Genomic DNA, 25,310 nt, shown 5'->3' with positions numbered 1-25,310 from the left:
CGATTGTGGCTGAGGCGGGGCCGGTGACCGGTGATGACGTCGCAGCAGGACCGGCCGCGTCAGGTGCGGTGGCAGCAGGGCCCGGCCGGATCGTCCTGGCGGCCACGCCCATCGGAAACACCGGAGACGCGTCGGCCCGCCTCATCGAACTGCTCGGCACGGCGGACATCGTCGCTGCCGAGGACACCAGGCGCCTGCACCGCCTGGTCCAAAGTCTCGGCGTCACTGTGGCAGGCAGGGTTATCAGCTACCACGAGCACAATGAAGCCACGAAGACAGCGGAGCTGCTGGAGCAGGTCCGTGCGGGCAAAACCCTTGTTATGGTCACCGACGCAGGCATGCCCGCCGTGTCGGACCCGGGCTTCCGGCTGGTGGAGGGTGCTGTAACAGCCGGACTCACAGTGACTGCGGTGCCGGGGCCCTCGGCCGTGTTGACCGCTTTGGCCCTCTCCGGCCTCCCTACGGACCGCTTTTGCTTTGAGGGTTTCCTTCCCCGGAAGGCGGGTGAACGCGCGTCCCGGCTGGCGGACCTCTCCGCCGAGCGGCGCACCATGGTGTTTTTTGAAGCCCCGCACCGCCTGGAGTCCATGCTGCGGGCGCTCCGCGAGCGTTTCGGCGCGGAGCGGCGGATCGCTGTCTGCCGTGAACTGACCAAGACCTACGAGGAAGTCATTCGCGGGACGGTAGGGGAGCTGCTGCTCTGGGCGGAAAACAACGAGGTCCGCGGCGAGATAGCGGTTGTGGTGGGCGGTGCTCCCGAGAAGGCTCCGGGCGCCCCGGAAGACCACGTTGCCGCCGTGAACGAACTGATGGCCCAGGGGATCCGGCTCAAGGAAGCGGTGGCTGCCGTTGCGGAGGACGTCCGGGTGAGTAAGCGCGAGCTGTATTCGGCGGTGCTCGCAGCGCGCTGATGTTTGCGCAGCGCGGGGTTGAACAGGGAGTGACCAGGCTTCGCCGCAGGGCCTCATGGCAGGTCAGCCCACGCCTGTGCAACTGCACAACCTGGCTTCGGACGCGTGGTGCATCCGGGCGTAGACCGTCGGTTCGGCCCGGCAGTACTGTGAAGGAAATCAGCCAGGACACGGCCGCAACAGCCCCGTGGGCCTGGGAACGTACTTTACTGACGAGGGAGTCATCGTGACTGTCACTGCCCACACAACTGTTTCTGCGGAACGTGAGAGCGGGCTGCTGACTTCGGTCCCCACAGGCTTGTTGATCAATGGCGAATGGCGGCCGGCCGCGTCGGGAAAGACGTTCGACGTCGAGGATCCCGCCACCGGCAAGGTGCTGGTGAGCATTGCCGACGCCGGCCCGGAGGATGCCATTGCTGCCCTGGATGCTGCCGCGGCGGCCCAGGAGTCCTGGGCCAAGGTCCCGCCGCGCGAGCGCGGTGAGATCCTGCGCCGGGCCTTTGACCTGGTGACGGAGCGGGCCGAGGATTTTGCCCTGCTCATGACGCTGGAGATGGGGAAGCCGCTCGCCGAGGCCCGGGGCGAGGTCACGTACGGGTCGGAGTTCCTGCGCTGGTTCTCCGAGGAGGCCGTGCGCGCGTTTGGCCGGTATTCCGTATCTCCCGACGGGAAGTCCCGGCTGCTGGTGACGAAGAAGCCGGTGGGCCCGTGCCTGCTGATCACACCCTGGAACTTCCCGCTGGCCATGGCCACCCGCAAGATCGCTCCGGCTGTCGCCGCGGGCTGCACCATGGTGCTGAAGTCTGCGAACCTGACGCCGCTGACCTCGCAGCTCTTCGCTGCGGTCATGATGGAAGCAGGGCTGCCCGCCGGTGTCCTGAACGTGATTCCCACGTCCACGGCCGGTGCCACCACGGGCCCGCTGATCAAGGACCAGCGCCTGCGCAAGCTGTCCTTCACTGGATCCACCGAGGTTGGCCGCCGCCTCCTCGCCGATGCCTCCGAAACCGTGCTGCGGACCTCGATGGAACTCGGCGGCAACGCCCCGTTCGTGGTGTTCGAGGACGCCGACCTGGACGCCGCCGTCGCCGGGGCCATGCTGGCCAAGCTGCGGAACATGGGCGAGGCCTGCACCGCAGCCAACCGGTTCATCGTGCATGAATCGGTTGCGGATGAGTTCGCAGAGAAGTTCGCTGCGAAGATGCGGGAGATGACCACCGCCCGGGGCACCGAGCCCGAATCCAAGGTAGGCCCGCTGATCGATGCAAAGAGCCGGGACAAGGTCCACGAACTCGTCACCGACGCCGTGGCGTCGGGCGCGAAGGCCGTCCTGGGCGGTGCGGCAGCAGAGGGCCCCGGCTACTTCTACCAGCCCACCATTCTCACCGGCGTCACCGAAGGCACCCGGATCCTGTCCGAGGAAATCTTCGGCCCCGTCGCGCCGATCATCACCTTCGGCACCGAGGACGAAGCCGTACGCCTTGCCAACAACACCGAGTACGGGCTCGTGGCCTACGTCTTCACCAGGGACCTGAACCGCGGCATCCGGATGGGCGAACGCCTGGAGACCGGCATGCTGGGCCTGAATGCCGGCGTCATTTCCAATGCCGCCGCACCTTTCGGCGGCGTCAAGCAGTCCGGACTGGGGCGCGAGGGCGGACTCGAAGGGATCGAGGAGTACCTCTACACCCAGTACATCGGCATCGCGGACCCCTACGCAGGCTGACGGGACCCGCAGGCTGACCGGACCCGCGGGCTGACCGGACCCGGCAGCAGCCCGCTAGCCGCGTCGGGGCCGCACGAAGCCGTCGCGCACTCTCGACCAGGAGCGCGCGGCGGCTTTTGCCGTGCGGCGGGCGAGCCTGCCGGCTGCCTGGAAGGGCGCTGCCAGCAACGCGGCCAACCGGCCCAGGACCGACGCCGGGAGCCAGGTGGCGCGCAACCGCCCCGGAAGCGATGCATTCTCCTGCAACGACTGCTGCACGGCAGCGATGCGGGGCGCAACGGGCCCGGCCTTCCGCACGGGGCGGCCTGCCGCCAGGCCAGCGGGTGCGGGGTTGGCGGCGGGACGGTCGGCGGGCGGGCCGTAGTGGCAACGTTCGAAGTCGGAAGTCAGCGAGCGGACAGCCTGGTGTGCGGCGTCGTCCAGCCCGCCCGTCCCGCCGAGCACAGACGAGTTCCGGAGCCGCGCCGAGTACGCCCTCGGCGTTTCGCTGGGCTCCGGCGGCAATCCGTAGTCGGTGCCAAGATCGCGGAGTTCAGCCCAGGCGAGTGGAAGCGAAGCATCTGTGCCCGGAGCGTCCCTGCCCGGATCCGCGCCACGGAGCCGCCGGGCGCGGATCCCTGTCCGGACCAGCCGCGGCGACGCGACGAGGAGCAGGACAAGCAGGACGAGTGCTGTCCCCGCCAGCCACGGCAGGAGAAGCTGCCCCACGTCGTTGCCGCCACCAGGACCCGGAAGGGGTGCCGGTGTGGCGCTCGGAGCCGGGACGGGTGCCGTGGATTCGGACAGCAGGTCGTCGTTGTTTTCGATGAGGTCGGGGGAGCCCGGGCTCACCGGCTCGGTGGCGTAATCGGGGACCACGCCGCGTGATGGCGTGGGCTCGAACGGCACCCAGCCCAATCCCTGGAAGTAGAGTTCCGGCCACGCGTGCGCGTCACGGGCGTCCACCTCGTACTCGGGCAGCGCACCCTGGCCAGCGAGGGACACCGTCTCGCCGGTGGACCGGCCGGGCGCGTAGCCTACGGCGATGCGGCTGGGGATTCCTTCCAGCCTGGCCATGACGGCCATGGCGGAGGAGTAGTGGATACAGTAGCCGCTCTTCTGGCTCAGGAAATCGGCCAGCACCGAAAGCCCGTTCCCGTCATAGCCGCCCTGGACCGGAGACTGCAGTGAGTAGGTGAACTCCCCTGAACGAAGGTACTTCTGGATGGCCATCGCCTTGGCGTAGGCGTTATCGCCGGAAGCAGTCACGGCATCAGCGGTGCTGCGGACGATGTCCGGAACGCCGCCGGGAATCCTGGTGAAGTCGTCCGAAATTCCCCGCACTTCCCGGGATGACTGCTGGAGCATGGTGGCGGTGAGCTTCGGCACTGAGGATGCCACAATGTACTGCTGGCCGCGGGAGCTGGTGTTTCCTCCCTTGACCGCGAGCGTTGCAGGGTCCCACGTCCAGGAGCCGTTGAGCCCGCGGATTGTTTCCGGGGCATAGGGCAGCGGCAGGTACTGGCTGGTGAAACTGCCGGTGTCCACCGCGGTCACTTGGCGCACCTGTTCGTCCGCCGTGATTTCGTAGCCCGGCTGGATCTGTCCCGCCACCGGCCGGCGCTCGCCGTCCCGGTCATCGGGCCCCCAGGTTTCGCCGTCGAAATTGTCCACTGTCACGGTCCGCAGATAGACCGGTGCGGACGCGTTGGTGGCGTAGGTGATGCGGCCTGTCCCGGCGGGCGCCCGGAGGCTGTTTCCCAGCGTGATCATGGGATTCAGGCCCGTTGCGTTGCCCCACGGGTTCAGCCGCGAGCCCTGGGGAAACGTTCCGTGGTCGAAGCCCGGGATGGCCAGCGGAACTGCCAGGGTGGCCACCAGGGCAACGGTTCCGGTCAACACGGCCCGGCGCAGGTTGCCGGGCGTCCGGCCACTGTCAGCGGACGTCCGGGCATCAGGGGCAAACCATTGGCTGCAGGCCAGAATCAGCAAGTATCCCGCTACCGCGGTGCTGAAGCCCCACACCCCTACGCTTTGCGGTTTCACCATTGCCGGGACCACCAGGATGGCCAGCAGGCCCAGCCCGGTTGTGGCCGGCATCCCCAGCGGCACGGCGAGGGCATCAATGAGGATGACGGTCAGGCCAAGGACGGCGCAGGTGACCATAACAATGCCTGCGTTGGGGGCCACCGGGGCCGTCTCGGCCAGTACAGTCTCACTGGCCCTGCGGAGGAACCTGTCCAGTTCAGCCATGGTTGCGCCGGAGGGAATGAACCCGGCGATGCCCGTGCTCCGGAAGAAGGTCAGGGTGAGGATGGCGATCAGGGATGCGAAGCCGCCGGCAGCAACCAGCAGGGGCTGGGCGCGGAGGGCACGAAGTGCCGCAAGTGTCAGGCAGACCACCACTACCGTGGTCAGGACCGGCAGGTACCAGGCCCAGCCACGCAGCACGCCGTTGAGGGACAACGCAGCCCCGGCCACCGACAGGGCGACAGCCCCGGCCATGGCCCACGGGTACGGTCCCGCCCTGTTCCGTGCAGGAGCCTGTCCGGTGCCGCCCGGGGAGGTTGAAGCGGGCCGCGGGTCGCGGGGGGTGCTGCGTTCCGGGGCGAGCGTCATCGTCCCACCCCCGCCCCGCGGCGGACGTCGGCTGCAGCGGTGGCCGGCGCAGCTCCGCCCTCGTCAAAGTGGCTCCAGGCCACAGGAACGGGCACCGAAGCCTGCACGGCCACGGCCCGCCAGCCGCCCCGGCGGAGGGCCTCCAGCGCTTCTTCGGCATCTGCGGGCCTGTCGCACACCATGATGGCGAAGGCGTTTGCCCCGTACCCGGCGGCGGGAGCCAGAGCTTTGGCTTCGGCCGTGGAAATCCTGCCGAGCAGGGCAATGATGGGTCCGCGCATCCGGTGGGCTGAGAGCTTGTCCATCAGGTAGTCGTCGAACACGTCCGGACCGGAGTCCTGGCTGCCGTGCTCCCGCGCGGCGGACCCTTCCCTGGCCCCATGCCGTTCCCGGACGCCGTGATGCGCGCCGGACAGGTGGATGGCGGCCAGGCTCTCGGCGATGGATTGCAGCCCTGACGCCCCGGTGTACTCCTCTGTCTCCGGCTCCGGTGCGGAGGGGGATCGGAGGAAGGCCGGTTCGCCGCGGGGGTCCAGGAGGCGCAGCGCATAGTTCCGTTCCGCGAGGTGAGTACAGACGGAGATCGCTGCCACCACAGCCCACTCAAACGTACTGCTGACCACGTCGTCGCTGTCCCGGGCCGCCGTCCCCCCGTGACCGGAGCCGGAGCCAGCCGGGAAGGCCACGAACCGCTGGTCCAGGATGACAGTGGCTTCCGGCGTCGTGACCGATTCTTCCTGCCGCACCATCAGCTCACCGTGGCGGGCCGTTGCCGCCCAGTGGACCCGCCGCATGGGGTCTCCCGGCCGGTATTCGCGGGTCATCACATCATCGTCGCTGGGGTTGGCCCGGATACGAGTGGCGGTGATGCCATCGTTGCCGCGGGCGCCGGCGAGCCCCGTCACCGGGAGTTCGACGGCGGCAGGAGTGACTGTGAGGATGTCGCCGTCGTCGATGGCCTGGCGGTGCAGCGACAGGCCGAACGGATCAGTGAACTCTGCTGTCACCGGGCCGATCAGGTACTGCCCCCGTCTGCTGGAACGCAGGTGGTATTCGTATCTGCTGGTCCCGCCCGTGGCCGAGCGTGCCGGAAAACGGAAGGCGGGGGACTGCCCGAACTTCGGCGGCAGCTTTTCCTCCATGATCGCCCGTCCGCCGCCCGCGCCGCTTCGGGCAACCGCCAGCCGGACGGTTGTGGGTGCGGAGGTCTCCACCGGTGTGGGGTTGAACTCGCGGTACACCTGGAAGCGGGGCCTCACGAGCCTGATCCCGGCGAGGGCAACCAGGGGAAGGACGATCAACAGGACACTGAGGCTCAGGAGGTCCCGGCGTCCCATGATCTGCGCTGCCAGCAGGGAAACCGCGCCCGCAGCGAGGAGCCCCCAGCCGCGCTGGCTGAAGAGGTGCCGGGGAATCCGGTCAAGGAGCGCCACGGAACGGCCCCGCCTAGTGGTTCCGCCGTAACCCGGCCTGCGGGACGGAAGACCGGGCCGGACTGTTGACCGGCTCCTGGTTCACGGGGAGCCGGGACAGGATTCCCCGGATGACGCTGTGCGGAGTCTCCCCGGCGCCGGCAGCTTTGCGGTCCAGGATGATGCGGTGGGCCAGCACGGACTCCGCCACACCCACCACGTCGTCGGGCAGCACGAAGTCACGGCCGTCCAGGGCTGCCGTCGCTTTGGCGGCCCGGAGCAGCTGAAGCATGGAGCGGGGACTGGCGCCCAGCCGGAGCAGGGGACTTTCGCGCGTGGCCCGGCCCACGGAGACCGTGTATTCCTTCACCGCCTGGGAAACGTAGACCTGCTGCACGGTGGCGATCATGGCCGCGACGTCCGCCGCGGTGACCACGGCAGATACCCTGGCCAGCGGCGAGGTTGCCTGGTGGGTCTCGAGCATTTCGATCTCGGATTCCTTGTCCGGGTAGCCCATGGAGATCCTGGCCATAAAGCGGTCACGCTGGGCCTCCGGCAGGGGGTACGTCCCTTCCATCTCGATCGGGTTCTGGGTGGCCACCACCATAAAAGGCTCATCAAGCTTGTACGAATCTCCGTCCACCGTGACCTGGTGTTCCTCCATGCATTCCAGGAGCGCCGACTGGGTCTTGGCGGAGGCACGGTTGATCTCGTCACCGATGACAATGTTGGCGAAGACGGCGCCCGGGCGGAACTCGAAGAGGCGCGTCGACTGGTTATAGATCGAGACGCCTGTGACATCGGAGGGCAGCAGGTCAGGGGTGAACTGGATCCGGCTGACCGTGCAGTCAATGGTCCGGGCGAGGCTCTTGGCCAGCAGCGTCTTGCCGACGCCGGGGACGTCTTCAAGCAGGAGGTGACCTTGCGCGAGCAAGACGGTCAGGGCCAGCCGGGCGGCGTCGGATTTTCCGTCGATGACGGTGTTGATCGAGTCCAGGATTCTGCGGCTGGCGGCGTGGAATGACGCCGCGTCCATGGCGGTTGTCCGGTGTCCGTTGAGCTGGCCCACGTGCTCCGAGACGGCGGTGAAGTTCCGGCCGGCGGGGGTCACCTCGTTGACGGCGGTGCGGCGGTGGGGGTCCATCTGCAACCTTTCAGCCCGGGGATCACCTGGGACGGGACAGCCGGCCTGCCTTCGCCCGGCGGTGGGCGTTCGCATCTGTTCGTACCAGACTACTAACACAACTGCCCGCGCTGACAGAGAGTTCCTGTAATTCTGCGGGCATTCGGCGACGCTAGGCTGGAAGAATGTGCAATTCGCTGATTCCCGCCGCTTACCGCGCTGCCGGTGCGGAAACCGAAGCTTCTTCCGGCCGGCAGAAGCGGCCGAATTACCCGCCGGCACCGGAACCGCTGCCGGTCCCCGTGATGGACAACCACACACACTTCGATTTCCCCAACGGCGATAGCCCGGTAGCGATCGGCGAGGCGCTGGATGCCGCCCAGGCTGTTGGCGTGCAGGGGGCGGTCCAGGTGGGTACCGATCTCGAGTCCTCCCGCTTCGCCGTCCAGGCAGTCGATCTGGACACCAGGCTCCTGGGGGCTGTGGCGCTCCACCCCAACGACGCCCCGGAGTACGCGCAACGCGGAGAGCTGGAGGAGGCGCTGGCGGAGATTGAGCGGCTTGCCGCGCATCCGCGAATCCGTGCCATCGGCGAAACGGGCCTGGATTTCTTCCGCACAGAGGGGGAGGGCCTCGCCCACCAGCGCTATTCGTTCCGCCGGCACATCGAGATTGCCAAACGGCTGAATCTCACCCTGCAGATCCACGACCGGGAAGCGCACGACGACGTGGTGCAGGTCCTGCGCGAAGAGGGGGCTCCGGAGCGGGTGGTGTTCCACTGCTTCTCCGGTGACGGGGAGCTCGCCAGGATCTGTAACACGGCGGGCTGGAACATGTCCTTCGCCGGAACGCTGACCTTCAAGAACGCGGCGAACCTCCGGGCTGCGCTCGCCGTGGCTGACCCGGCGCTTGTGCTGGTTGAAACCGATGCTCCGTTCCTGACACCCCATCCCCACCGGGGCCGTCCCAACGCCAGTTACATGGTCCCGTACACCGTCCGGGCCATGGCCGAATTGACAGGTACGGACCTCGCGGAGCTCTGCACCACAATCGCCGAAAATACCGTGCGGGCATACGGATCCTGGGACTGACCCGGCCCCTCTCGGAGGCATTCCCGGCCATACTTCGTATGCAAGTTTCTTGGCCGCTTTATAACGCTACGGTTACAGTGGGTAACTATTAGCCGGGGTCGGGGAAGGCCTTCGAATAATTTCACTTCACTCTTGGCAGGTCATGGACGAGCTTCACTGCCTCCTGCCTGCAGAGCGAAGTGTGGCGGCGCAACGATGCCCGGAGCTGTCCCCAGGGTCATGCGCCGGCTATTTCACTGCGTTTTTCCCCGTGCCCGGAAGGATCTAAAGTTACGGGCAATCGTGGTCAAGCTCTTCACAACGGACGGCAAGTTCAGTTTTATCAAGATCGGCACCCAACTCGTGGTGCTCTGTGCGCTCGTCGTAGGCCTCGTAGCCTTCGTGGGAAATAACAAAACCGTTACCCTCAACGTGGACGGCAAAGTGACCACTGTCCAGTCCTTCGGCGGCACCGTGGGACAGGTCGTCAAAAGCGCAAACGTGGAACTGAAAGCCGCCGACCGCGTCTCGCCCTCGGCTGACGTCAAAGTGGAGAACGGCACGGTCATCAACGTCAACATGGCCAAGGCCGTAAAGGTCAGCCTGGACGGTGCGGAGAAAACCGTCAGCACCACGGCTCCGGATGTCGCGGGCCTCGTCACTGAACTCGGAGTGGCCAGCGCCTCCTCGGTTTCCGTACCCAAGGAAGCCCAGCTCGCAGTCGCAGGCTCATTCGTCTCCATTTCCACCCCCAAGAACATCAGCATTGTTGCTGACGGCAAGGTCTCCACGGCCACCACAACGGCGGGGACCGTCGCGCAGGTGCTCGAAGATGCCGGCATCACCCTCGGCGTCGACGACCGGACGTCCCAGCCCGGCAACGCACATGTGGTGAACAACATGGTTGTCAAGGTCTCCCGCGTGGACACCAGCCAGACCGCCGCCACCAGCGAAGACGTCGCTTTCGAGGTCCTCAAAACGGAAAGCGCCGAACTGCTCAGGGGCGAGACGGAAGTCACCCAGGCCGGCGTCGCCGGAAAGGTCGACAAGACCTTCAAGCTGGTTCTCGTGGACGGCCGCGAGGCCTCACGGACACTGGTTTCCGAATCCGTTTCGGTCCAGCCCGTGACCGAGAAGGTCACCATTGGCACCAAAGCCAAGCCGGTCGCCGCAGCACCCGCCGCAGCACCTGCGGGAACCAACACCGGCGCCGCGGCTCCGGCAATGATGAACGAAGCCATGTGGGACAAGATCGCGCAGTGCGAGTCCACTGGTAACTGGTCCATCAACTCCGGCAACGGATACTACGGCGGACTCCAGTTCGACATCCGTACCTGGATCGGCGCGGGCGGCGGAGCGTACGCCCCGAACGCCAGCCTTGCCACCAAAGCCCAGCAGATCGACATCGCCAACCGCGTTTATGCACAGCGTGGCCTGCAGCCGTGGGGCTGTGGCTGGGCCGCTACCAGCTAGCCACCCGCCAGGCACCTGTCTGTGCCGGCGGCAGCTGACCACAGCCGCCAGATTCGCAGGCATCAGTGGCCGGCCCGGGAAATCCGGGGCCGGCCACTGGCGTTAACCCGGAATGTCTTCGCGGAAACAGTCATCCCCGGGCAACAGTCATGACCGGAAAGTCACAGGACCGGCGATGGGACGGGCGGTCGGATAAGGCCGCCGCGATAGGATACCTAAGTGACTGAACCGACTGCCGCCGCGCCCGCACCCCTCTTCGGCGCCTCCGACATCCGCCGGCTGGCAGAGGAAATAGGCATCCGGCCCACTAAGACACTTGGCCAGAACTTCGTCATTGACGGCAACACCATCCGCCGGATTGTCTCGGTGGCCAGCATCGGGTCCGATGAGACGGTACTGGAAGTGGGGCCCGGCCTCGGTTCGCTCACGCTGGGCCTGCTGGATGCGGCGAAGGCCGTGGTCGCCGTCGAAATCGATCCGGTCCTGGCAGCGAAGCTGCCCGAAACCGTTCGCTCCTGGCGGCCGGAAGCCGCGGACAACTTCCACCTCGTTCAAGCCGACGCCATGAAGGTGACCTCCCTCCCGGTCGAGCCCACCGCGCTGGTGGCAAACCTTCCCTACAACGTTGCCGTTCCGGTGGTCCTCCACCTGCTCCAGCATTTCCCGAGCCTGCAGCACGGGCTCGTGATGGTCCAGGACGAAGTGGCCGACAGGCTGGCCGCCGGCCCGGGGTCAAAGACCTACGGCGTACCGTCCGTCAAAGCGGCCTGGTACAGCAGCATGCGCAAAGCCGGGGTCATTGGCATGAACGTCTTTTGGCCTGCACCGAAGATCCACTCCGGCCTTGTGGCTTTCACCCGCCGGGAAGCGCCCGTCACAACAGCTACCCGCGAGCAGGTGTTCGCCGTTATTGATGCCGCTTTCGCCCAGCGCCGCAAGACACTGCGTGCCGCACTGGCAGGCTGGGCCGGCGGAGCGTCCGAGGCCGAACGCTGCCTCGTTGCCGCCGGTGTGGACCCCACGGCCCGGGGCGAAGTGATCGACATCCACGCGTTTGCCCGGATAGCGGAAGCCCGCGAGGCCACGGCATGAGGGCACCCGCGGGCCGGTTTTCCGCAAGGACGGTCCGGGTAAAGGCGCCCGGCAAAGTCAACGTTTCCCTGGATGTGGGACCATTGCGGCCCGACGGCTACCACTCCGTGGCCAGCGTCTACCTCGCGGTGTCACTCTATGAGGAAGTCTCAGCCACCAGCACGCAGACGCCGGGAATCACCCTCAGCATCAGTCCGGAGAGCACGCTCGACCTGGACGATGTGGACATCCCGCTGGACGAAAACAACCTGGCGTACAAAGCCGCGGCCATGATGGCTGATGTCTCAGAACATGCCACCGGCGTCCACCTGGAGATCACCAAGCGCGTCCCCGTGGCTGGCGGGATGGGCGGCGGATCGGCTGATGCCGCCGCCACCCTCCTGGCCTGCGATGCACTCTGGAACAGCGGGCTGTCAAAGGACGAACTGGCACACATCGCCGCTGACCTGGGTGCCGACGTCCCGTTTTCACTCCTCGGCGGTACGGCCGTCGGACTCGGCGTGGGGGATGAACTCTCACCGGCGCTCGTCAAGGCCCGGACGGACTGGGTCCTTGTGGCCGCAGACTACGGCCTGCCAACCCCGGAGGTCTTCCGCACGTTGGACCGGCTCCGGGACGCGGAAGGCCTCGAAGCGGCAGAGCCCACGGCCGTTGACCCCAGGATCCTGCAGGCGCTCCGCGGCGGTGATGCCGTGGCCCTCAGCCGGGTACTCGTCAACGACCTCCAGCGGGCGTCCATTGAACTTGCCCCCAAGCTCCGCCATACGCTGGGACGGGGCGAAGCGCTCGGCGCCCTGGCCGGGATCGTCTCCGGTTCCGGACCCACGGTGGCACTGTTGGCCCGCAGTCCGGCCGCAGCCGACAACCTGGCCGAGGACCTGCGGCACTACGGCATGACGGCGTTCCCTGTGCACGGGCCCGTGCATGGCGCCCGCATCATGTCCGATACCCTCCTTTAAGCGACCGTTTCTTTACCCAGCAGCAGAAAGCAGTCCCCTTTGGCACACCTTCTTGGCGGCGAGAACCTCACGGTTTCGTACGCAACGCGCACCGTCCTGGACGGCATCACCCTTGGACTCGAGGAGGGTGACCGGATCGGCATGGTGGGCCGGAACGGTGACGGCAAGTCAACGCTCATGCGCCTGCTGGCCATGCGGTCCACCCCCGACTCCGGCCGGGTGACCAAGCGCAGTGAAGTCAACATCGGCTACCTGGACCAAAGCGACGTGCTCGACGGCGACCTGACCGTCGGTGCCGCGATCGTCGGGGATCAGGCCGATTACGAATGGGCCCGCAACCCCCAGATCCGCGAAGTCATGGGCGGCCTGGTGTCCGACGTCGACTGGCACGCCAATGTCCACGCCCTTTCGGGCGGGCAGAAACGGCGCGTGGCGCTGGCCAAGCTCCTCATCGAGGACCATGACGTGATCATGCTCGATGAGCCCACGAACCACCTCGACGTCGAAGGCGTCGCGTGGCTGTCGCGGCACCTGAAGACCCGCTGGCGCCCCAACCAGGGCGCGTTCCTGGTGGTCACCCACGACCGCTGGTTCCTCGACGAAGTCTGCACCAAGACCTGGGAAATCCACGACGGCATCATGGACCCGTTCGACGGCGGATACGCCGCCTACGTGCTCGCACGCGCCGAACGGGACCGCGCGGCGAACGTGATGGAAAGCAAACGCCAGCAACTCGTTAAAAAGGAGCTCGCCTGGCTGCGCCGGGGCGCCCCGGCACGCACGGCCAAACCCAAATTCCGCATCGAGGCCGCCAACGCCCTGATCGCCGACGTCCCCGAACCCCGTGACTCGACGGCCCTGAGCAAGATGGCAACCGCCCGGCTCGGCAAGGACGTCCTGGACCTCGAGAACGTATCGCTCGACTTCCTCGGCGGCGACGCCGGCCAAAAGCTGTTCGACAACATCACCCTGCGGCTCGCCCCGGGGGAGCGGCTCGGCCTGGTGGGCGTCAACGGCGCCGGCAAGACCACCTTGCTGAAGCTCCTGAACGGCGAGATCCAGCCGAGCTCCGGCAAGGTCAAGCGCGGCAAGACCGTGGTCACCGCGGTGCTCACCCAGGAAGTCAAAGAGCTCGACGACGTCTCCGACCTGCGCGTCATCGAGGTCATCGAACGCGAGAAGCGGTCCTTCAACGTGGGCGGCAAGGAATTCACGGCCGGCCAGCTGGTGGAGCAGCTTGGCTTCACCAACGAAAAGCAATGGACGCCGGTGAAGGACCTCTCCGGCGGTGAGCGCCGCCGCCTCCAGCTGCTGCGCCTGCTGGTGGGCGAACCCAACGTCCTGATGCTCGATGAGCCCACCAACGACCTCGACACCGATACCCTCGCCGCCGTCGAAGACGTCCTGGACGGTTGGCCCGGAACCCTCGTTGTGGTCAGCCACGACCGCTACCTGCTGGAGCGCGTTACCGACCACCAGATGGCGCTCCTGGGCGACGGCAAGATCCGCGCCCTGCCGCGCGGTGTGGACCAGTACCTCGAGCTCCGCGAATCCGCCCTCGCCGGCTCCACCATCACCGGCGGCGGTAACCCCGTGACGGGCGCGAGCGGCAGCGCGACACCGGCCGCAACGGGCGCCTCCGAGGCCGAAAAGCGCGACGCCCGCAAGGCCAAGAACCGCATCGAACGCCAGATGGGCAAACTCGAGCAGGCCGAAAAGAAGATCCACGACCAAATGGTCAAGAGTACGGCCGGCTCCGACTTCGACGCCCTGGCAGAGCAAAACAAGAAGCTCAAGGACCTCGCCGGAGAACGCGAAGCCCTCGAGCTTGAATGGCTCGAAGCCCTGGAAGTCCTCGGCGAGTAAGTTCGTAACCACTCAGCCTTCCCCGCGCAGCTCCGGGTCCTTCTGAAGGCCGGTGAGGCCGTTCCAGGCGAGGTTGACCAGGTGGGCGGCAACGGTCTGCTTGTCGGGCTGGCGGCTGTCCTGCCACCACTGGCCGGTCATGGCAACCATGCCGACGAGCATCTGGGCGTACATGGCGCCGTCATCGGCGCTGAGGCCGCGGCGGTCGAATTCGTCGGACAGGATGTGTTCCACGCGGGCGGTGACGTGGGACAGGAGGGTCGAGAACGCGCCTTCCGGCTGGGACGGGGGAGCGTCGCGCATCAGGATGCGGAAGCCCTCGGTGTGGTTTTCGATGTAGGTGAGGAGGGCCAGGGCGGCGCGTTCGACGAGGACACGCGGTTTGGCTTCCTCGGTCAGCGCAGCCGTGATGGCGTCCAGGAGAATGTGGAACTCACAATCCACCACCTGCGTGTACATGCCCTCTTTGGAGCCGAAGTGCTCGTAGATGACGGGTTTGGAAACGCCTGCGCAGGCCGCAATTTCCTCGATTGTGGTTCCGTCGAGTCCGCGTGCGGCGAACAGGCCACGGCCGACGTCGATCAGCTGGCGGCGCCGCTGGACGCTGGTCATCCGTGTCCGGGGTGCGTTGTTACTCACATTTCCATCATGCCCCAGGGCTGGTCACCGGCGCCGTTGAATCGGCCGGATCGGGTGCCGGGCGGGCGGCGTGGACGCCACGATTTCTGCTCATGTCGCGGGCTGCCCTGAACCCATGGCAAAATAACTACTTGTGCCTTGGCCTTGCGCCGGTGGCATGGTCCGCCCTGGTGTAATGGCAGCACCCCGGCCTTTGGAGCCGTGGAGTATAGGTTCGAATCCTATGGGCGGAACTGCTGCGCCAAGAGCGTCCAGTAGTATGAACTCGGTGCCCCGCCAGGCCTACGGCAGGACAGGCACCGCGCCCAGCGCCACGCGCAACGAAGCAAGGAGAACCCGTACGTGATCCCCGAGAATACCGGCCCAGCCGCCGTCATAGTTCTGGCAGCAGGCGCCGGTACGCGGATGAAATCACGTACCCCCAAGATCCTGCATGAGATCGGCGGCCGCTCGATGGTGGGCCACGCCCTCCTCGCGGCCCGCAGCATCAACCCCGGCCGGTTGGCCCTGGTAGTCCGCCATGAGCGCGACCTGGTTGCCGGCCACCTGAACGGGCTCGACCCTGAGGCCCTCATCGTGGACCAGGACGACATTCCCGGTACCGGACGTGCCGTGGAGGTCGCACTGGAGGCCCTCGATGCCCAGGAGAAGCTCGAAGGCACCGTTGTGGTCACCTACGGCGATGTGCCCCTCCTCACGGGGAGCCTCTTGGCAGACCTGGTGGCCACCCACGAACGCGAAGGCAACGCCGTCACGGTGCTCACCGCGCTGCTCGACGACGCCACGGGCTACGGCCGCATCCTCCGCGGCGAAGACGGCTCCGTCACCGGCATCCGCGAACACAAGGACTCCACCGAAGCCGAACGTCTGGTCCGCGAAGTCAACTCCGGCATTTACGCCTTCGACGCCGCAGTCCTTCGCGACGCGCTGGTTCACGTCACCACGGACAATTCGCAGGGCGAAAAGTACCTCACCGACGTGTTGGGCCTCGCCCGCCAGTCGGGCGGCCGGGTTGCCGCCGTCGTCACCGAAGACCGCTGGCAGGTGGAGGGCGCCAATGACCGCGTGCAGCTTGCAGCCCTCGGCGCTGAACTTAACCGCCGGACAGTTGAAGCGTGGATGCGGGCAGGAGTCACCGTTGTTGACCCCGCCACCACCTGGATCGACTCCACGGTCACCCTGGACGAGGATGTCCGTATCCTTCCCAACACGCAGCTGCACGGCACCACCACCGTGGCGAGGGACGCCGTCGTCGGCCCCGACTCCACCCTGACGGATGTCCGCATCGGTGAGGGCGCCAAGGTGACCCGCACACACGGCTCCGGCGCTGTCATCGGCGCGGGAGCCTCCGTCGGCCCCTTTACTTACCTGCGGCCGGGCACTGTGCTCGGCGACACGGGCAAAATCGGTGCGTTCTACGAAACCAAAAACGTCACGATCGGCCGCGGCTCCAAGCTGTCCCACCTCGGCTACGCCGGCGACGCCGAAATCGGCGAGGACACCAATATCGGTTGTGGAAACATCACAGCCAATTACGACGGCGAGAAGAAGCACCGCACGGTGATCGGCTCGGGTGTCCGTACAGGTTCCAACACAGTGTTTGTTGCACCGGTCACCGTGGGGGACGGTGCCTACAGTGGCGCCGGCGCGGTGATCCGCAAGGACGTCCCGGCCGGGGCGCTCGTCCTGTCTGTCGCTGCCCAGCGCAATACCGAGGGCTGGGTTGTTGCCAACCGCCCCGGCTCGCGCTCGGCGGAACTGGCCCAGGCAGCCATGTCAGACTCCTCAAATACCCCAGCATCAACAGAAGAGGGCAAGTAATAATGAGCGAAATTACCGCACACGGCGAGAAGAAGCTGGTGCTTGCCGCCGGGCGGGCGCATCCCGAGCTGGCGCGGGAAATCGCCAAAGAGCTGGGGACCGAACTGCTCCCCATTGATGCCTACGACTTTGCCAACGGGGAAATCTACGTCCGCGCCGGCGAAAGCGTCCGGGGTACCGATGCCTTTGTCATCCAGGCCCACCCGGCGCCGCTGAACAACCACCTGATGGAACAGCTGATCATGATCGATTCGCTGAAGCGGGCATCCGCGAAGCGCATCACGGTGGTCTCGCCTTTCTACCCGTACGCACGGCAGGACAAAAAGGGCCGCGGCCGCGAACCCATTTCCGCCCGGCTGGTGGCAGATCTCTATAAGACTGCCGGCGCCGACCGCATCATGAGCGTTGACCTGCACACCTCGCAGATCCAGGGCTTCTTCGACGGCCCGGTGGACCACCTGATGGCCATCCCCCTCCTGGCGGACTACATCCGGACCCGGGTGTCCGCCGATAACGTCACCGTGGTGTCGCCGGATACCGGCCGCGTCCGCGTCGCCGAGCAGTGGGCCGAGCGCCTGGGCGGGGCGCCGCTGGCGTTTGTGCACAAGAGCCGTGACCTCACCGTTCCCAACCAGGCTGTGTCCAAAACCGTGGTGGGCCAGATCGAAGGCAGGACCTGCGTCCTGATCGATGACATGATCGACACGGGCGGCACCATTTCCGGCGCCGTCCAGGTCCTGAAGAACGCCGGGGCGAAGGACGTCATCATCGCTGCAACCCACGCTGTGTTCTCCGAGCCCGCCGCGCAGCGGCTGGCCGAATCGGGAGCCCGCGAAGTGGTAGTCACCAACACGTTGCCCCTCGGTGCCCACCAGCACTTCCCGCAGCTCACGGTGCTGTCCATCGCGCCGTTGATTGCCCGCGCCATCCATGAAGTGTTCGACGACGGTTCGGTCACCAGCCTGTTCGACGGCAACGCCTGACCCTGCTACTTGAGCCTGTCGAATTCGGCAGGCCGGCCAGCGCCGGTTTCAGTAATGGGGTCCGGCGCTGGTAAGCTTCTTCACGATACCTTGGCGAGGGAGAGCAGTCTCCGTTATCGACTGGGTCTGCATCTCCCTTCGGAAGGGCGCCACATACGGCCGCCCGGCGTTGAAGGTCGTACCAGACCTCCGCCCTTGCTGAACACCATTCATTCTTCCGAGGAGATACACATGTCTGAGCAGAAGCTCGCAGCAGAAGTACGCACCGAATTCGGCAAGGGCTTTGCCCGCCGCGCGCGCATGGCCAACCTGATCCCCGCCGTTATCTACGGCCACGGCGCCGAGCCGATCCACATCACCCTTCCGGCCAAGGCCACCACGCTGGCAGTGCGCACCGCCAACGCCCTGCTGTCCCTGGACGTCAACGGCGAAGAGCACCTGGCCTTGGTCAAGGACGTACAGCGCGACCCCATCAAGCAGATCATCGAGCACATCGACCTGCTGACCGTCATCAAGGGCGAGAAGGTCACCGTGGACATCCCCGTCCACGTTGTTGGCGAGCTTGCTCCGGGCAACGTCTTCAACCAGGAACTGACCGTCATCTCCCTCGAGGCTGAGGCAACCCACCTGCCCACCGCCGTCGAGGTGAACATCGAAGGCCGCACCGCCGGACAGCACATCCACGCTTCCGACCTGGTTCTGCCGAAGGGCGCCACCCTGCTGGCCGACGCCGACGCACTGGTTGTCAACATCTCCGAGGCCACCGAGGTTTCTGACGAAGAGGCCCAGGCTTCCACTGAAGCCGCAGCCGAGTAATACGGCACAGTAGTTTTCGTGGCCGGGCCCTCCTGGGGTCCGGCCACAGCCATGTCCGGACCACCTTAGGATTGAACAATGACTGACACCTGGCTGATCGTTGGGCTCGGAAACCCCGGGGCCGAATACAGGGGCAACAGGCACAACGTCGGCCAGATGGTTCTGGACGAACTCGCGGGCCGCCTGGGCGGGAACTTTAAAATCCACAAAGCCCGGGCCCAGGTCCTCGAGGGGCGGCTGGGGATTGGCGGTCCCCGCGTGGTGCTGGCCAAGCCGCTGACCTACATGAACGTTTCCGGCGGACCGGTGGCCGGCCTGGCAAATTTCTATGGCATCGGACCGGACCACGTGGTGGCTGTCCATGATGAGATCGACATCCCGTTTAACACGGTAAAGCTGAAATGCGGTGGTGGCGAGGGCGGCCATAACGGACTCAGGGACATCTCCAAGGCAATCGGCACGAAGGACTATCTCAGGGTTCGTGTGGGTGTGGGACGCCCGCCGGGCCGGATGGATACAGCGGATTACGTCTTAAAAGATTTTGGCACCGCCGAACGCAAAGACGTCCCGTTTTTGTTGGACGAGGCCGCTGATGCCGTGGAGATGCTGGTCAGGGAGGGGTTGACCGCCACCCAGCAGAAATTCCACCCCGCAAAAACAGACGTGTAGTAATAGGACTAAAAATGCGGTTTCCCTGTTCACCGTTCGTTGCCAAGGGGTAGTCTTCTTCCTAAGCGGGGGAGCGATGGGGCTTGTTCCCGCTTTAGGGGATGTAGGGGATAAGTTCATGTCAATTGAGCCACTCAGCTGGGGACGTGGGTCACCGCGAAACGACCTTGAGCTGCGGACAGAAGCCGGCGGTACGTCCGAGCCGCAGCGCTGGTCTGTGCCTGCCCGCAGCGCCAACCTTGAAGCCGTCCGTAACGCCCTGACCAGCCCAGACTCCCTCGGCGTGGTAGTTACCGGCGGACGCGGTGTTGGAAAATCATCCCTGGCACGGACGGCCGTGTCCGAGCTTGGCCCGGATGTCTGGACGCTGCAATTGCGGTGCGGGTCCACAACCGGTGACACCCCGTACGGATGTCTGGCCTTCCTGCTGGCACGCCTTCCGCAGGCCTACATGGGTTCCCCAACCGCCATTCTGCGGGGCATAACTTCGCTGATCCGCAGTGACGCCGCCGGGCGCCAGTGTGTCATCACCCTGGACACCGCCGGCAGCATCGATGACATGAGCGCCGGCGTGCTGCTCAACATCCTCCTCACGGGCACTGCGCGCATCGTTGCCGTGGCGCCCAGGATCAGCGACCTTCCAGCAGACTTCCATTGGCTGCTCACCGATCGCCGCCTGACTGAGGTGAGGCTGGATAACCTCAACGAGCTGCAGACCCGCCAGGTGCTGCTTTCGCTGCTGGGGCACCGCGTGTCCGCCTCCCTCGTCAGCACCTTTCACACCATGGTGGGCGGAAACCCGCTGCTGCTCAAAGCGCTCGTGGCGGAGCAGCAGCAGTCCGGGAACCTTGTCCTGTCGGATTCGGTCTGGACCCTGCGGGACAAAGTAGTGCTTGACGGAGCGGCGAGCCTTGAGGACATCGTGCGGTCACGCTGGTCCCGGCAGTCTCCCCAGGAGCGCGAAGTCATCGAAATGCTGTCCTGCGCACGGAGCGTGGAGCTGTCCAGGCTGACCGCTGTCTACGGTGCCGGCATCATTGCGGACATGGAAGATGCGGGCCTGCTGGAGATCGATGACTCGGAAAACCGTTGGGTGTCACTCCGGGAAATGTACCTCGGCGACGTCGTCCGGTCCTGGCTGAGCATCACCCGGCGCCGGGAGCTGCGGAGCCTGCTCTTGGACGGCCAGGTGCAGGACCCCTCATCCATGACCATCGACGAGCTCATGGCCTTCGCCGCCCTGACCCACGAATGCGAAGCCGAGCTGAGTCCGCCCATGGCGCTGGCTGCAGCCGAAGCCGCCGTCCAGGTCTTTGACCCCCGCTTTGCCCTCAAATATGCCGAGTCGCTGAAACGCACTGACCCGGAATGGGTGCCCGGCCAGCGGCAGAAAGCCGCCGCATACTTGCTGCTGGACCTCCCCGGGCAGGCCATGGCGGCCCTGGATGACATCTCACAGCCGCAGCTCGACAACCTGGAGGCCGACGAATACGCCCAGGTCATTGCAGCTAAATCGCAGGTGATGGTTTGGCTCCCCGAACACGCCCACAGGGTGCCGGCACTGCTGCAGACTGCGCGGGAACGGCTTGGCGCCGAGCCAGGCATCGCAAAGGGCTGGCCCGATCCGCTGGCCGTAGCGGCCAACCGGATCAGCCTCTGCGAATTCGAATATCAGGCCTTTGTGGGCGACTACGCCGCCGCCATCCCGGCCTTGGAAGCCGCTGCCGACCCCGCGCAGAACCCCGATACCTGGTTCCGGATGAACTCAGCCCTGATCCTTATGAGCGCCCTCTCCATGACGGGCCGCGAAATGGACGCCCTGAGCCTGATGCGGCAGCTGGGCGGGCAGATTTCCGACGCCGGAGAGATTGTGGGCCTGAGGGAAAAGTTCACCGGAAGGGCATTCAACGTCCTCCTGACCGCCGGGCAGTGGCGCCGCTGCATCGATCTCCTGAGTCCTCCTCCGGGGCGTGACATCCACCAGCTTCCCTACCGGAGTGCCGCCGCTGAACTGGCAGCGGGCATCGCCTACGCGTACGCCGGGAGGGGTGCGGTAGCACTTGATTCACTGCTTTCAGCCGCAGCCCAGCTGGAGCTGAGGCCGGCCCAGGGCATCCGCCGGGCAGCCTACGCCGCGGTTGCCTTCGCCTATGCCCAGATTGGCAACGCCGGGCAGGCCCGGAAATACCTGGACAAGTTGCAGCGGACCGGGGGCGCCGCAGATCATGCCACGCAAAACATCACGGAGTTCTGCGCTGACATGGCCGGCCGGTGGCTGGGCGACGTCGATGCGGTCACCCGGTTGAAGGAGTCGGCGCGGCGCGACATCGCGGCCGGCAGGTACACGCTTGCCGGGATTAGCCTGCTCGGAGCAACGGTCCACGGTACGGAAGCTGACTTCCGCCTGCTCGAAGAAGTGGCCGGCCACCGCCAAGGCCCTCTCGCGGAAATCTCGCGGCTCATTGCCATCGGGAGCAGGACCCGGGATGCCAAAATTCTTCTCGCCGGCGGAGAGCTTGCCGCCACGCTTGAGCTGGACGCCGTTGAGGCCCGCTGCATGGCACTTGCCGTTGACTCCGCACGCCAGGCCGGAGACCCGGCCTCAGCCAGGACCGCCCAGGCCCGGCTTGACGTCCTTGCAGCCACCGTGGCCAGCCTGCCAATCGTGCCGAGCAGCGGCAGCCCCCTCCTGACCAGCAGGGAGCGGCAGATCGCGCGGCTGGCCGGCCGTGGCGCGTCCAACCGCGATATTGCGCTGGACATGGGCGTTTCCGTCCGCACTGTGGAGGGCCACCTTTACCAGGTCTTCACAAAACTGGGAGTAACGTCCAGGGGTGATCTGACTGGACTCGTCTAACGGATACTCACCGAAACCCGGAACCGCACACCGTCCGCTGACAGGCCGTCGGCAGCCGCTGGACCGGATCTGCAACATCATCCGGACCCGCACCAGCCAGGCCGTGTTCCTGATGGCGGGCCCGGGCATCGGCAAGAGCACCCTGATCGAGGCCATTACCGAGCGTCTGTCCGCCGAGATGATCGTTGTCCAGATCCACGGAAGCTCGGCGCTGTCGCGCGTTCCCTTCGGTATCCTGGCGCCCTACACGGCGGAGTTGACCGCAGAAGACTCGGTGTCACCCGTGGCTGTCCTGAGGTCGGTCTGGAGCTACTTCGAGAAGCTCAAAGCAGGCAAAGACACCCCTCTGCTGCTCATGATGGATGACGCCCACCATCTGGATGAGGCGACCGCCGGAATCGTGGCAGACATGATTTCCGCGGGCTGGGCCAGTGTGGTCGCAGCCGGCAGGCCGCGGCCCGGGCTGCCGCAGGCCCTCGCACAGCTCTGGTACGACGGCCTGGCCGATCGCGTGGATCTGCGTCCTCTGAACCGGGAACAGATTGAGGAAGTCCTCGCCCATGCCCTGGACGGCACCGTTCCGGCCGGAACCGTTGACACCATCTGGAACGCTTCCGGGGGTAACCCGCGAATTCTCGATGCCCTGCTCCACGACGCCGCCGAGGGCGGCCAGCTCGCAAAGCGGAACGGAATCTGGATGCTGCTGGGGCCCTTGCCGGCCGATGGGCCCAGGCTCTACAACGTTGTGGTGAAGGACATGCTTCGCCGCACCCCGGAGGAACAGGAGGCTCTGAAGCTGATTTCCCTTGCCGGGCCGGTGAGCCGCAAGGTCATTGAGGACATCAGCGGTGCAGAAGTTGTGCGGTCCCTGCTGGACCAGCAAATGGTAGTGGAGAGCCAGGGCAGCCCCGCTGATCTTCGGATTTGGAATGCCCTGTTCGGTGATGCCCTCCGGCTGACCATCTCGGTGTCGCGGAGCCTGCAGCTCCGGGAAAGGATCCAAGGGCACCTGGGCAGTTCACCCACCGGTTCCGAGGGCAAGCTGAGGGCTGTTGAATGGGCGCTCGAATGCGGGCTGAAGACACCCGAGCCCGAGCTCCTCGAGGCAGCACACACTGCCCTCGACCACTTCAGGAGCCGGAGCAGCCGGACCATGGCAGCCAAAGTAGTGAGCCCTGCCCTCGTGCCGCAGGCGCACGCCATCCATGCGAGGGCTCTCTACAATGAAGGCGACTTCACCGGCGCGGCAAAGCTCCTTGATGGCTGCTGGCTGGAACTGGGAAGCGGCGCCGGGGCCGCACCTGTCCTGATGCTCAGGGCTCTGGCCCACCAGGCCCTGGGAACACCGCTGGCAGTGTTCGCAGCCGGGTCCCGGGAATCGCTCGGCGGCTTTGGTGCCAAAGACAGTGCCGAAACCCGGCACGACGATGCTCCCCAGAATGACTCCGATGCTGATGCCCGCCCCGGCACGGCCTGGCAGGAGCAGCTGCTGCGCCTCCTGGAGCTCGGGGAAGCCGGTAACTGCGAAGGTTTGGATCGCGAGGTTCAGGACCTCCGGATCCGGACTCCCGGGAGCACCACTGATGGCGCACTGCGGGCGGTCGGGGGTGCGTTGCTGGCTCAGTCCCTCGCTGCGTCCGGGCGGGCCGTCCAAGGCCTGGATGCCGCGCTGAAGGCGGCCGCGGAGCTTCCGGCTCTGGAAGGTGGAGTCTTCTTTTTCAACGAATACGTGCTGGGCCGCCTGGTTGCCGGCCACCTAGCCACGGGGGACTGGGAATCGGCGGAACGGGAACTGGCGGACTACGCCACAGAACACCCGAGGGCCGCAGCTGCCTTTGGCGGCAGCCTTGAGGTTCTCCGCGGGTATTCACTGCTGCGCCAGGGGCGGATAGAACGGGCCTATCAAACATTGCTGCCGGCCGTGGAGACGCTCAGGCTCAGCGATCCACTGCAGTTTTTCCGTTTTGGCTCCTCGCTGGCATTTTATGTGGCCTCAAGGCTGGGCGATGCCGCCCAGTCCAGCCGGCTTGAGCTGGACTACAAGGATGCGGCCCAGGGTTCGGCGGTCCAGGAGCTCCTGGCGACGGCCTATGCGGCCGCGGGGTCGGAGTACGTCGCCCGTGACGGGAAAGGCCTGGCAGCCCTCCACACCCTGGCAACCATCCCGGAGGTATCTGCCAGGTCGGGCACGCTCCTGGAACTTCTGTCCCTCTGCTGGGACTTGGGCGACCATTCCGTCATCCCCCTCGTTCACTCCCTGGCCGGGAACGTCGAAGGCCGGTGGGCGGCGGCCATGCTCACTCTGGCGGAGCACTGGGAGTCCGGGGACGCTGATTCCCTCATGGAGACGGCAGCAAAGCTGGAAACCGAGGGATTCGTCAACGTGGCACGGGAAGCCTACGCGCGGGCCAGCTCTGTCCTGGAGAGCGCCGGCGAACGCCGTCGTTCCCGCCAGGCAGTCGCCCTGCGGGAGAAATGCGACCATGAACTGGGGGAGCGGTTCCGCGAGGGCCAGTTCATCGCCGCAGCACCCACGGTACACCTCACCCGGCGTGAACAGGACATTGTGGAACTGGCTGTCCAGGGCCTCACCGACCGGGAAATCGCCCAGCGGCTGATGGTATCCGTGCGGACGGTGGAGGGCCATTTGTACCGTACCTACGTGAAGCTCGGGGTGCGGAGCAGGGACGAGCTGTCCACTGCCCTGGCCCACTAGCCAGCCGCCAGCTCATCCTGATCGGCAGGGCTGACGGTACCCCTGCCATTTCCTGCGCAGTGCTGCCCCCGGAACGGCGCTGAACCGCCCCCGGAACAGCGTAGAACCGACCCGGAATGGCGCGGAACCGCCCCACAACGCCTCTTGGCGGCGCCATGCCCTTCTGCCGCCCAGGCCTTGGCCGGCCTGACCCCAGGGGGAGGCGGCCGGGATACGCGTATCACTTCGGGCGTACCCCGTAGTCGGGCCGTCGAAGTAGAGTACTGCCTACTCGTGCCGCCGGTGTCCGCATGGGATTAACTTGAAGAGGCAGAAAGAAGCGGCCGCAAAGGTCCGCTAACCCAGCCAAACAGACTTTCCAGGTCTTGTCTCACTAGTGATTTTCCGGCCCGTGGGCCGGAACGAGACTGGGCCGGCGACGTCAGAGTCTTCTGAGACCGAGGCTCTCCCCCCAGCCGTCGCCGGCCCTCCTATCCGCGGGTGAAGCCCGGAGCAACTGTGGCGGACGCCCCCGGCGGCCGCCACAGAGGTGTTGTGGGACAATTGAATGTCAATCTGTTGGCATCTCAAGGAGTTCAC

The 25,310-nt window shown here is 66.1% G+C and carries 17 protein-coding genes and 1 tRNA gene; 14 read left to right on the top strand and 4 right to left on the bottom strand.

The window, feature by feature from the left end:
- The first annotated feature begins 23 nt into the window (after window positions 1–23).
- Window positions 24–911 carry a 16S rRNA (cytidine(1402)-2'-O)-methyltransferase gene (gene rsmI / locus GUV69_RS08435; RefSeq protein ID WP_208786704.1) on the top strand — a complete coding sequence of 296 codons (888 nt, stop codon included), beginning with the start codon at window positions 24–26 and terminating at the stop codon, window positions 909–911.
- A gap of 226 nt (window positions 912–1,137) precedes the next feature.
- The gene (locus GUV69_RS08430; protein WP_164201436.1) at window positions 1,138–2,637 is read left to right on the top strand and encodes an NAD-dependent succinate-semialdehyde dehydrogenase; all 1,500 of its coding nucleotides are present in this window, start codon (window positions 1,138–1,140) and stop codon (window positions 2,635–2,637) included.
- A 54-nt stretch (window positions 2,638–2,691) separates the two neighbouring features.
- Here the strand turns inward: GUV69_RS08430 and GUV69_RS08425 are convergent, their stop codons facing one another.
- The 3 genes from GUV69_RS08425 to GUV69_RS08415 are packed head-to-tail and all read right to left on the bottom strand — an operon-like array spanning window position 2,692 to window position 7,791.
- Window positions 2,692–5,235, bottom strand: coding sequence for a transglutaminase TgpA family protein (locus GUV69_RS08425; protein ID WP_164201434.1), 2,544 nt, complete (start codon window positions 5,233–5,235; stop codon window positions 2,692–2,694).
- Window positions 5,232–6,668 (bottom strand): DUF58 domain-containing protein, encoded by a 1,437-nt coding sequence (locus GUV69_RS08420; RefSeq protein ID WP_164201432.1) that lies wholly within the window; start codon window positions 6,666–6,668, stop codon window positions 5,232–5,234. Before GUV69_RS08420 ends, GUV69_RS08425 begins: the two co-directional genes overlap by 4 nt.
- A 13-nt stretch (window positions 6,669–6,681) precedes the next feature.
- A complete protein-coding gene (locus GUV69_RS08415; RefSeq protein WP_164201430.1) occupies window positions 6,682–7,791 on the bottom strand; it encodes an AAA family ATPase in 1,110 nt (369 codons plus the stop codon).
- Between the two features lie 164 nt (window positions 7,792–7,955).
- Here GUV69_RS08415 and GUV69_RS08410 point away from each other — a divergent pair, with 164 nt between their 5' ends.
- The 5 genes from GUV69_RS08410 to GUV69_RS08390 all read left to right on the top strand — a co-directional run bounded on the left by GUV69_RS08410 (window position 7,956) and on the right by GUV69_RS08390 (window position 14,230).
- Window positions 7,956–8,861, top strand: coding sequence for a TatD family hydrolase (locus GUV69_RS08410; protein WP_164201428.1), 906 nt, complete (start codon window positions 7,956–7,958; stop codon window positions 8,859–8,861).
- Window positions 8,862–9,143: 282 nt separating this feature from the next.
- Window positions 9,144–10,313 carry a resuscitation-promoting factor gene (locus tag GUV69_RS08405; protein ID WP_164201426.1) on the top strand — a complete coding sequence of 390 codons (1,170 nt, stop codon included), beginning with the start codon at window positions 9,144–9,146 and terminating at the stop codon, window positions 10,311–10,313.
- A gap of 219 nt (window positions 10,314–10,532) precedes the next feature.
- A complete protein-coding gene (gene rsmA / locus GUV69_RS08400) occupies window positions 10,533–11,405 on the top strand; it encodes a 16S rRNA (adenine(1518)-N(6)/adenine(1519)-N(6))-dimethyltransferase RsmA (RefSeq protein ID WP_164201424.1) in 873 nt (290 codons plus the stop codon).
- A complete protein-coding gene (locus GUV69_RS08395; RefSeq protein WP_164201422.1) occupies window positions 11,402–12,364 on the top strand; it encodes a 4-(cytidine 5'-diphospho)-2-C-methyl-D-erythritol kinase in 963 nt (320 codons plus the stop codon). The genes rsmA and GUV69_RS08395 overlap by 4 nt, the downstream gene beginning before the upstream one ends.
- A 39-nt stretch (window positions 12,365–12,403) precedes the next feature.
- Entirely contained in the window at window positions 12,404–14,230 is a 1,827-nt protein-coding gene (locus GUV69_RS08390) for an ABC-F family ATP-binding cassette domain-containing protein (RefSeq protein WP_164201420.1), read from the top strand.
- A gap of 12 nt (window positions 14,231–14,242) precedes the next feature.
- Here the strand turns inward: GUV69_RS08390 and GUV69_RS08385 are convergent, their stop codons facing one another.
- A complete protein-coding gene (locus GUV69_RS08385; RefSeq protein WP_164201418.1) occupies window positions 14,243–14,869 on the bottom strand; it encodes a TetR/AcrR family transcriptional regulator in 627 nt (208 codons plus the stop codon).
- A gap of 161 nt (window positions 14,870–15,030) precedes the next feature.
- Between GUV69_RS08385 and GUV69_RS08380 the strand changes: the two genes are divergently transcribed.
- The 7 genes from GUV69_RS08380 (at window position 15,031) to GUV69_RS08350 (ending at window position 24,731) form a co-directional block, all read left to right on the top strand.
- Window positions 15,031–15,102, top strand: a tRNA-Gln gene (locus tag GUV69_RS08380).
- A 109-nt stretch (window positions 15,103–15,211) separates the two neighbouring features.
- Window positions 15,212–16,690 carry a bifunctional UDP-N-acetylglucosamine diphosphorylase/glucosamine-1-phosphate N-acetyltransferase GlmU gene (glmU, locus tag GUV69_RS08375; RefSeq protein ID WP_164201416.1) on the top strand — a complete coding sequence of 493 codons (1,479 nt, stop codon included), beginning with the start codon at window positions 15,212–15,214 and terminating at the stop codon, window positions 16,688–16,690.
- 2 nt (window positions 16,691–16,692) lie between these two features.
- Window positions 16,693–17,673, top strand: coding sequence for a ribose-phosphate diphosphokinase (locus GUV69_RS08370; protein WP_164201414.1), 981 nt, complete (start codon window positions 16,693–16,695; stop codon window positions 17,671–17,673).
- A gap of 231 nt (window positions 17,674–17,904) precedes the next feature.
- Window positions 17,905–18,489 carry a 50S ribosomal protein L25/general stress protein Ctc gene (locus GUV69_RS08365; protein WP_164201412.1) on the top strand — a complete coding sequence of 195 codons (585 nt, stop codon included), beginning with the start codon at window positions 17,905–17,907 and terminating at the stop codon, window positions 18,487–18,489.
- Window positions 18,490–18,567: 78 nt separating this feature from the next.
- Window positions 18,568–19,158, top strand: coding sequence for an aminoacyl-tRNA hydrolase (gene pth / locus GUV69_RS08360; protein WP_164201410.1), 591 nt, complete (start codon window positions 18,568–18,570; stop codon window positions 19,156–19,158).
- Between the two features lie 118 nt (window positions 19,159–19,276).
- Window positions 19,277–22,015 carry a LuxR family transcriptional regulator gene (locus GUV69_RS08355; RefSeq protein ID WP_164201407.1) on the top strand — a complete coding sequence of 913 codons (2,739 nt, stop codon included), beginning with the start codon at window positions 19,277–19,279 and terminating at the stop codon, window positions 22,013–22,015.
- On the top strand, window positions 22,002–24,731 hold the full coding sequence (locus tag GUV69_RS08350) for a helix-turn-helix transcriptional regulator (protein ID WP_348272265.1): 2,730 nt from the start codon (window positions 22,002–22,004) through the stop codon (window positions 24,729–24,731). Before GUV69_RS08355 ends, GUV69_RS08350 begins: the two co-directional genes overlap by 14 nt.
- Window positions 24,732–25,310: the final 579 nt, after the last annotated feature.

Source organism: [Micrococcus luteus] ATCC 49442, from assembly GCF_010367585.1.
GTDB lineage: Bacteria > Actinomycetota > Actinomycetes > Actinomycetales > Micrococcaceae > Arthrobacter > Arthrobacter luteus_A.
The sequence above is the reverse complement of the archived record's forward strand: the minus strand, read 5'-3'. Positions and strand labels throughout refer to the sequence as shown.

Excerpts from the sequence above, each read along its gene's own strand:
- GUV69_RS08425 (WP_164201434.1), bottom strand. The coding sequence starts at position 5,235 with ATGACGCTCGCCCCGGAACGCAGCACCCCCCGCGACCCGCGGCCCGCT.
- GUV69_RS08415 (WP_164201430.1), bottom strand. The coding sequence starts at position 7,791 with ATGGACCCCCACCGCCGCACCGCCGTCAACGAGGTGACCCCCGCCGGC.
- GUV69_RS08410 (WP_164201428.1), top strand. The coding sequence starts at position 7,956 with ATGTGCAATTCGCTGATTCCCGCCGCTTACCGCGCTGCCGGTGCGGAA.
- GUV69_RS08395 (WP_164201422.1), top strand. The coding sequence starts at position 11,402 with ATGAGGGCACCCGCGGGCCGGTTTTCCGCAAGGACGGTCCGGGTAAAG.
- GUV69_RS08370 (WP_164201414.1), top strand. The coding sequence starts at position 16,693 with ATGAGCGAAATTACCGCACACGGCGAGAAGAAGCTGGTGCTTGCCGCC.
- GUV69_RS08365 (WP_164201412.1), top strand. The coding sequence starts at position 17,905 with ATGTCTGAGCAGAAGCTCGCAGCAGAAGTACGCACCGAATTCGGCAAG.
- pth (WP_164201410.1), top strand. The coding sequence starts at position 18,568 with ATGACTGACACCTGGCTGATCGTTGGGCTCGGAAACCCCGGGGCCGAA.
- GUV69_RS08355 (WP_164201407.1), top strand. The coding sequence starts at position 19,277 with ATGTCAATTGAGCCACTCAGCTGGGGACGTGGGTCACCGCGAAACGAC.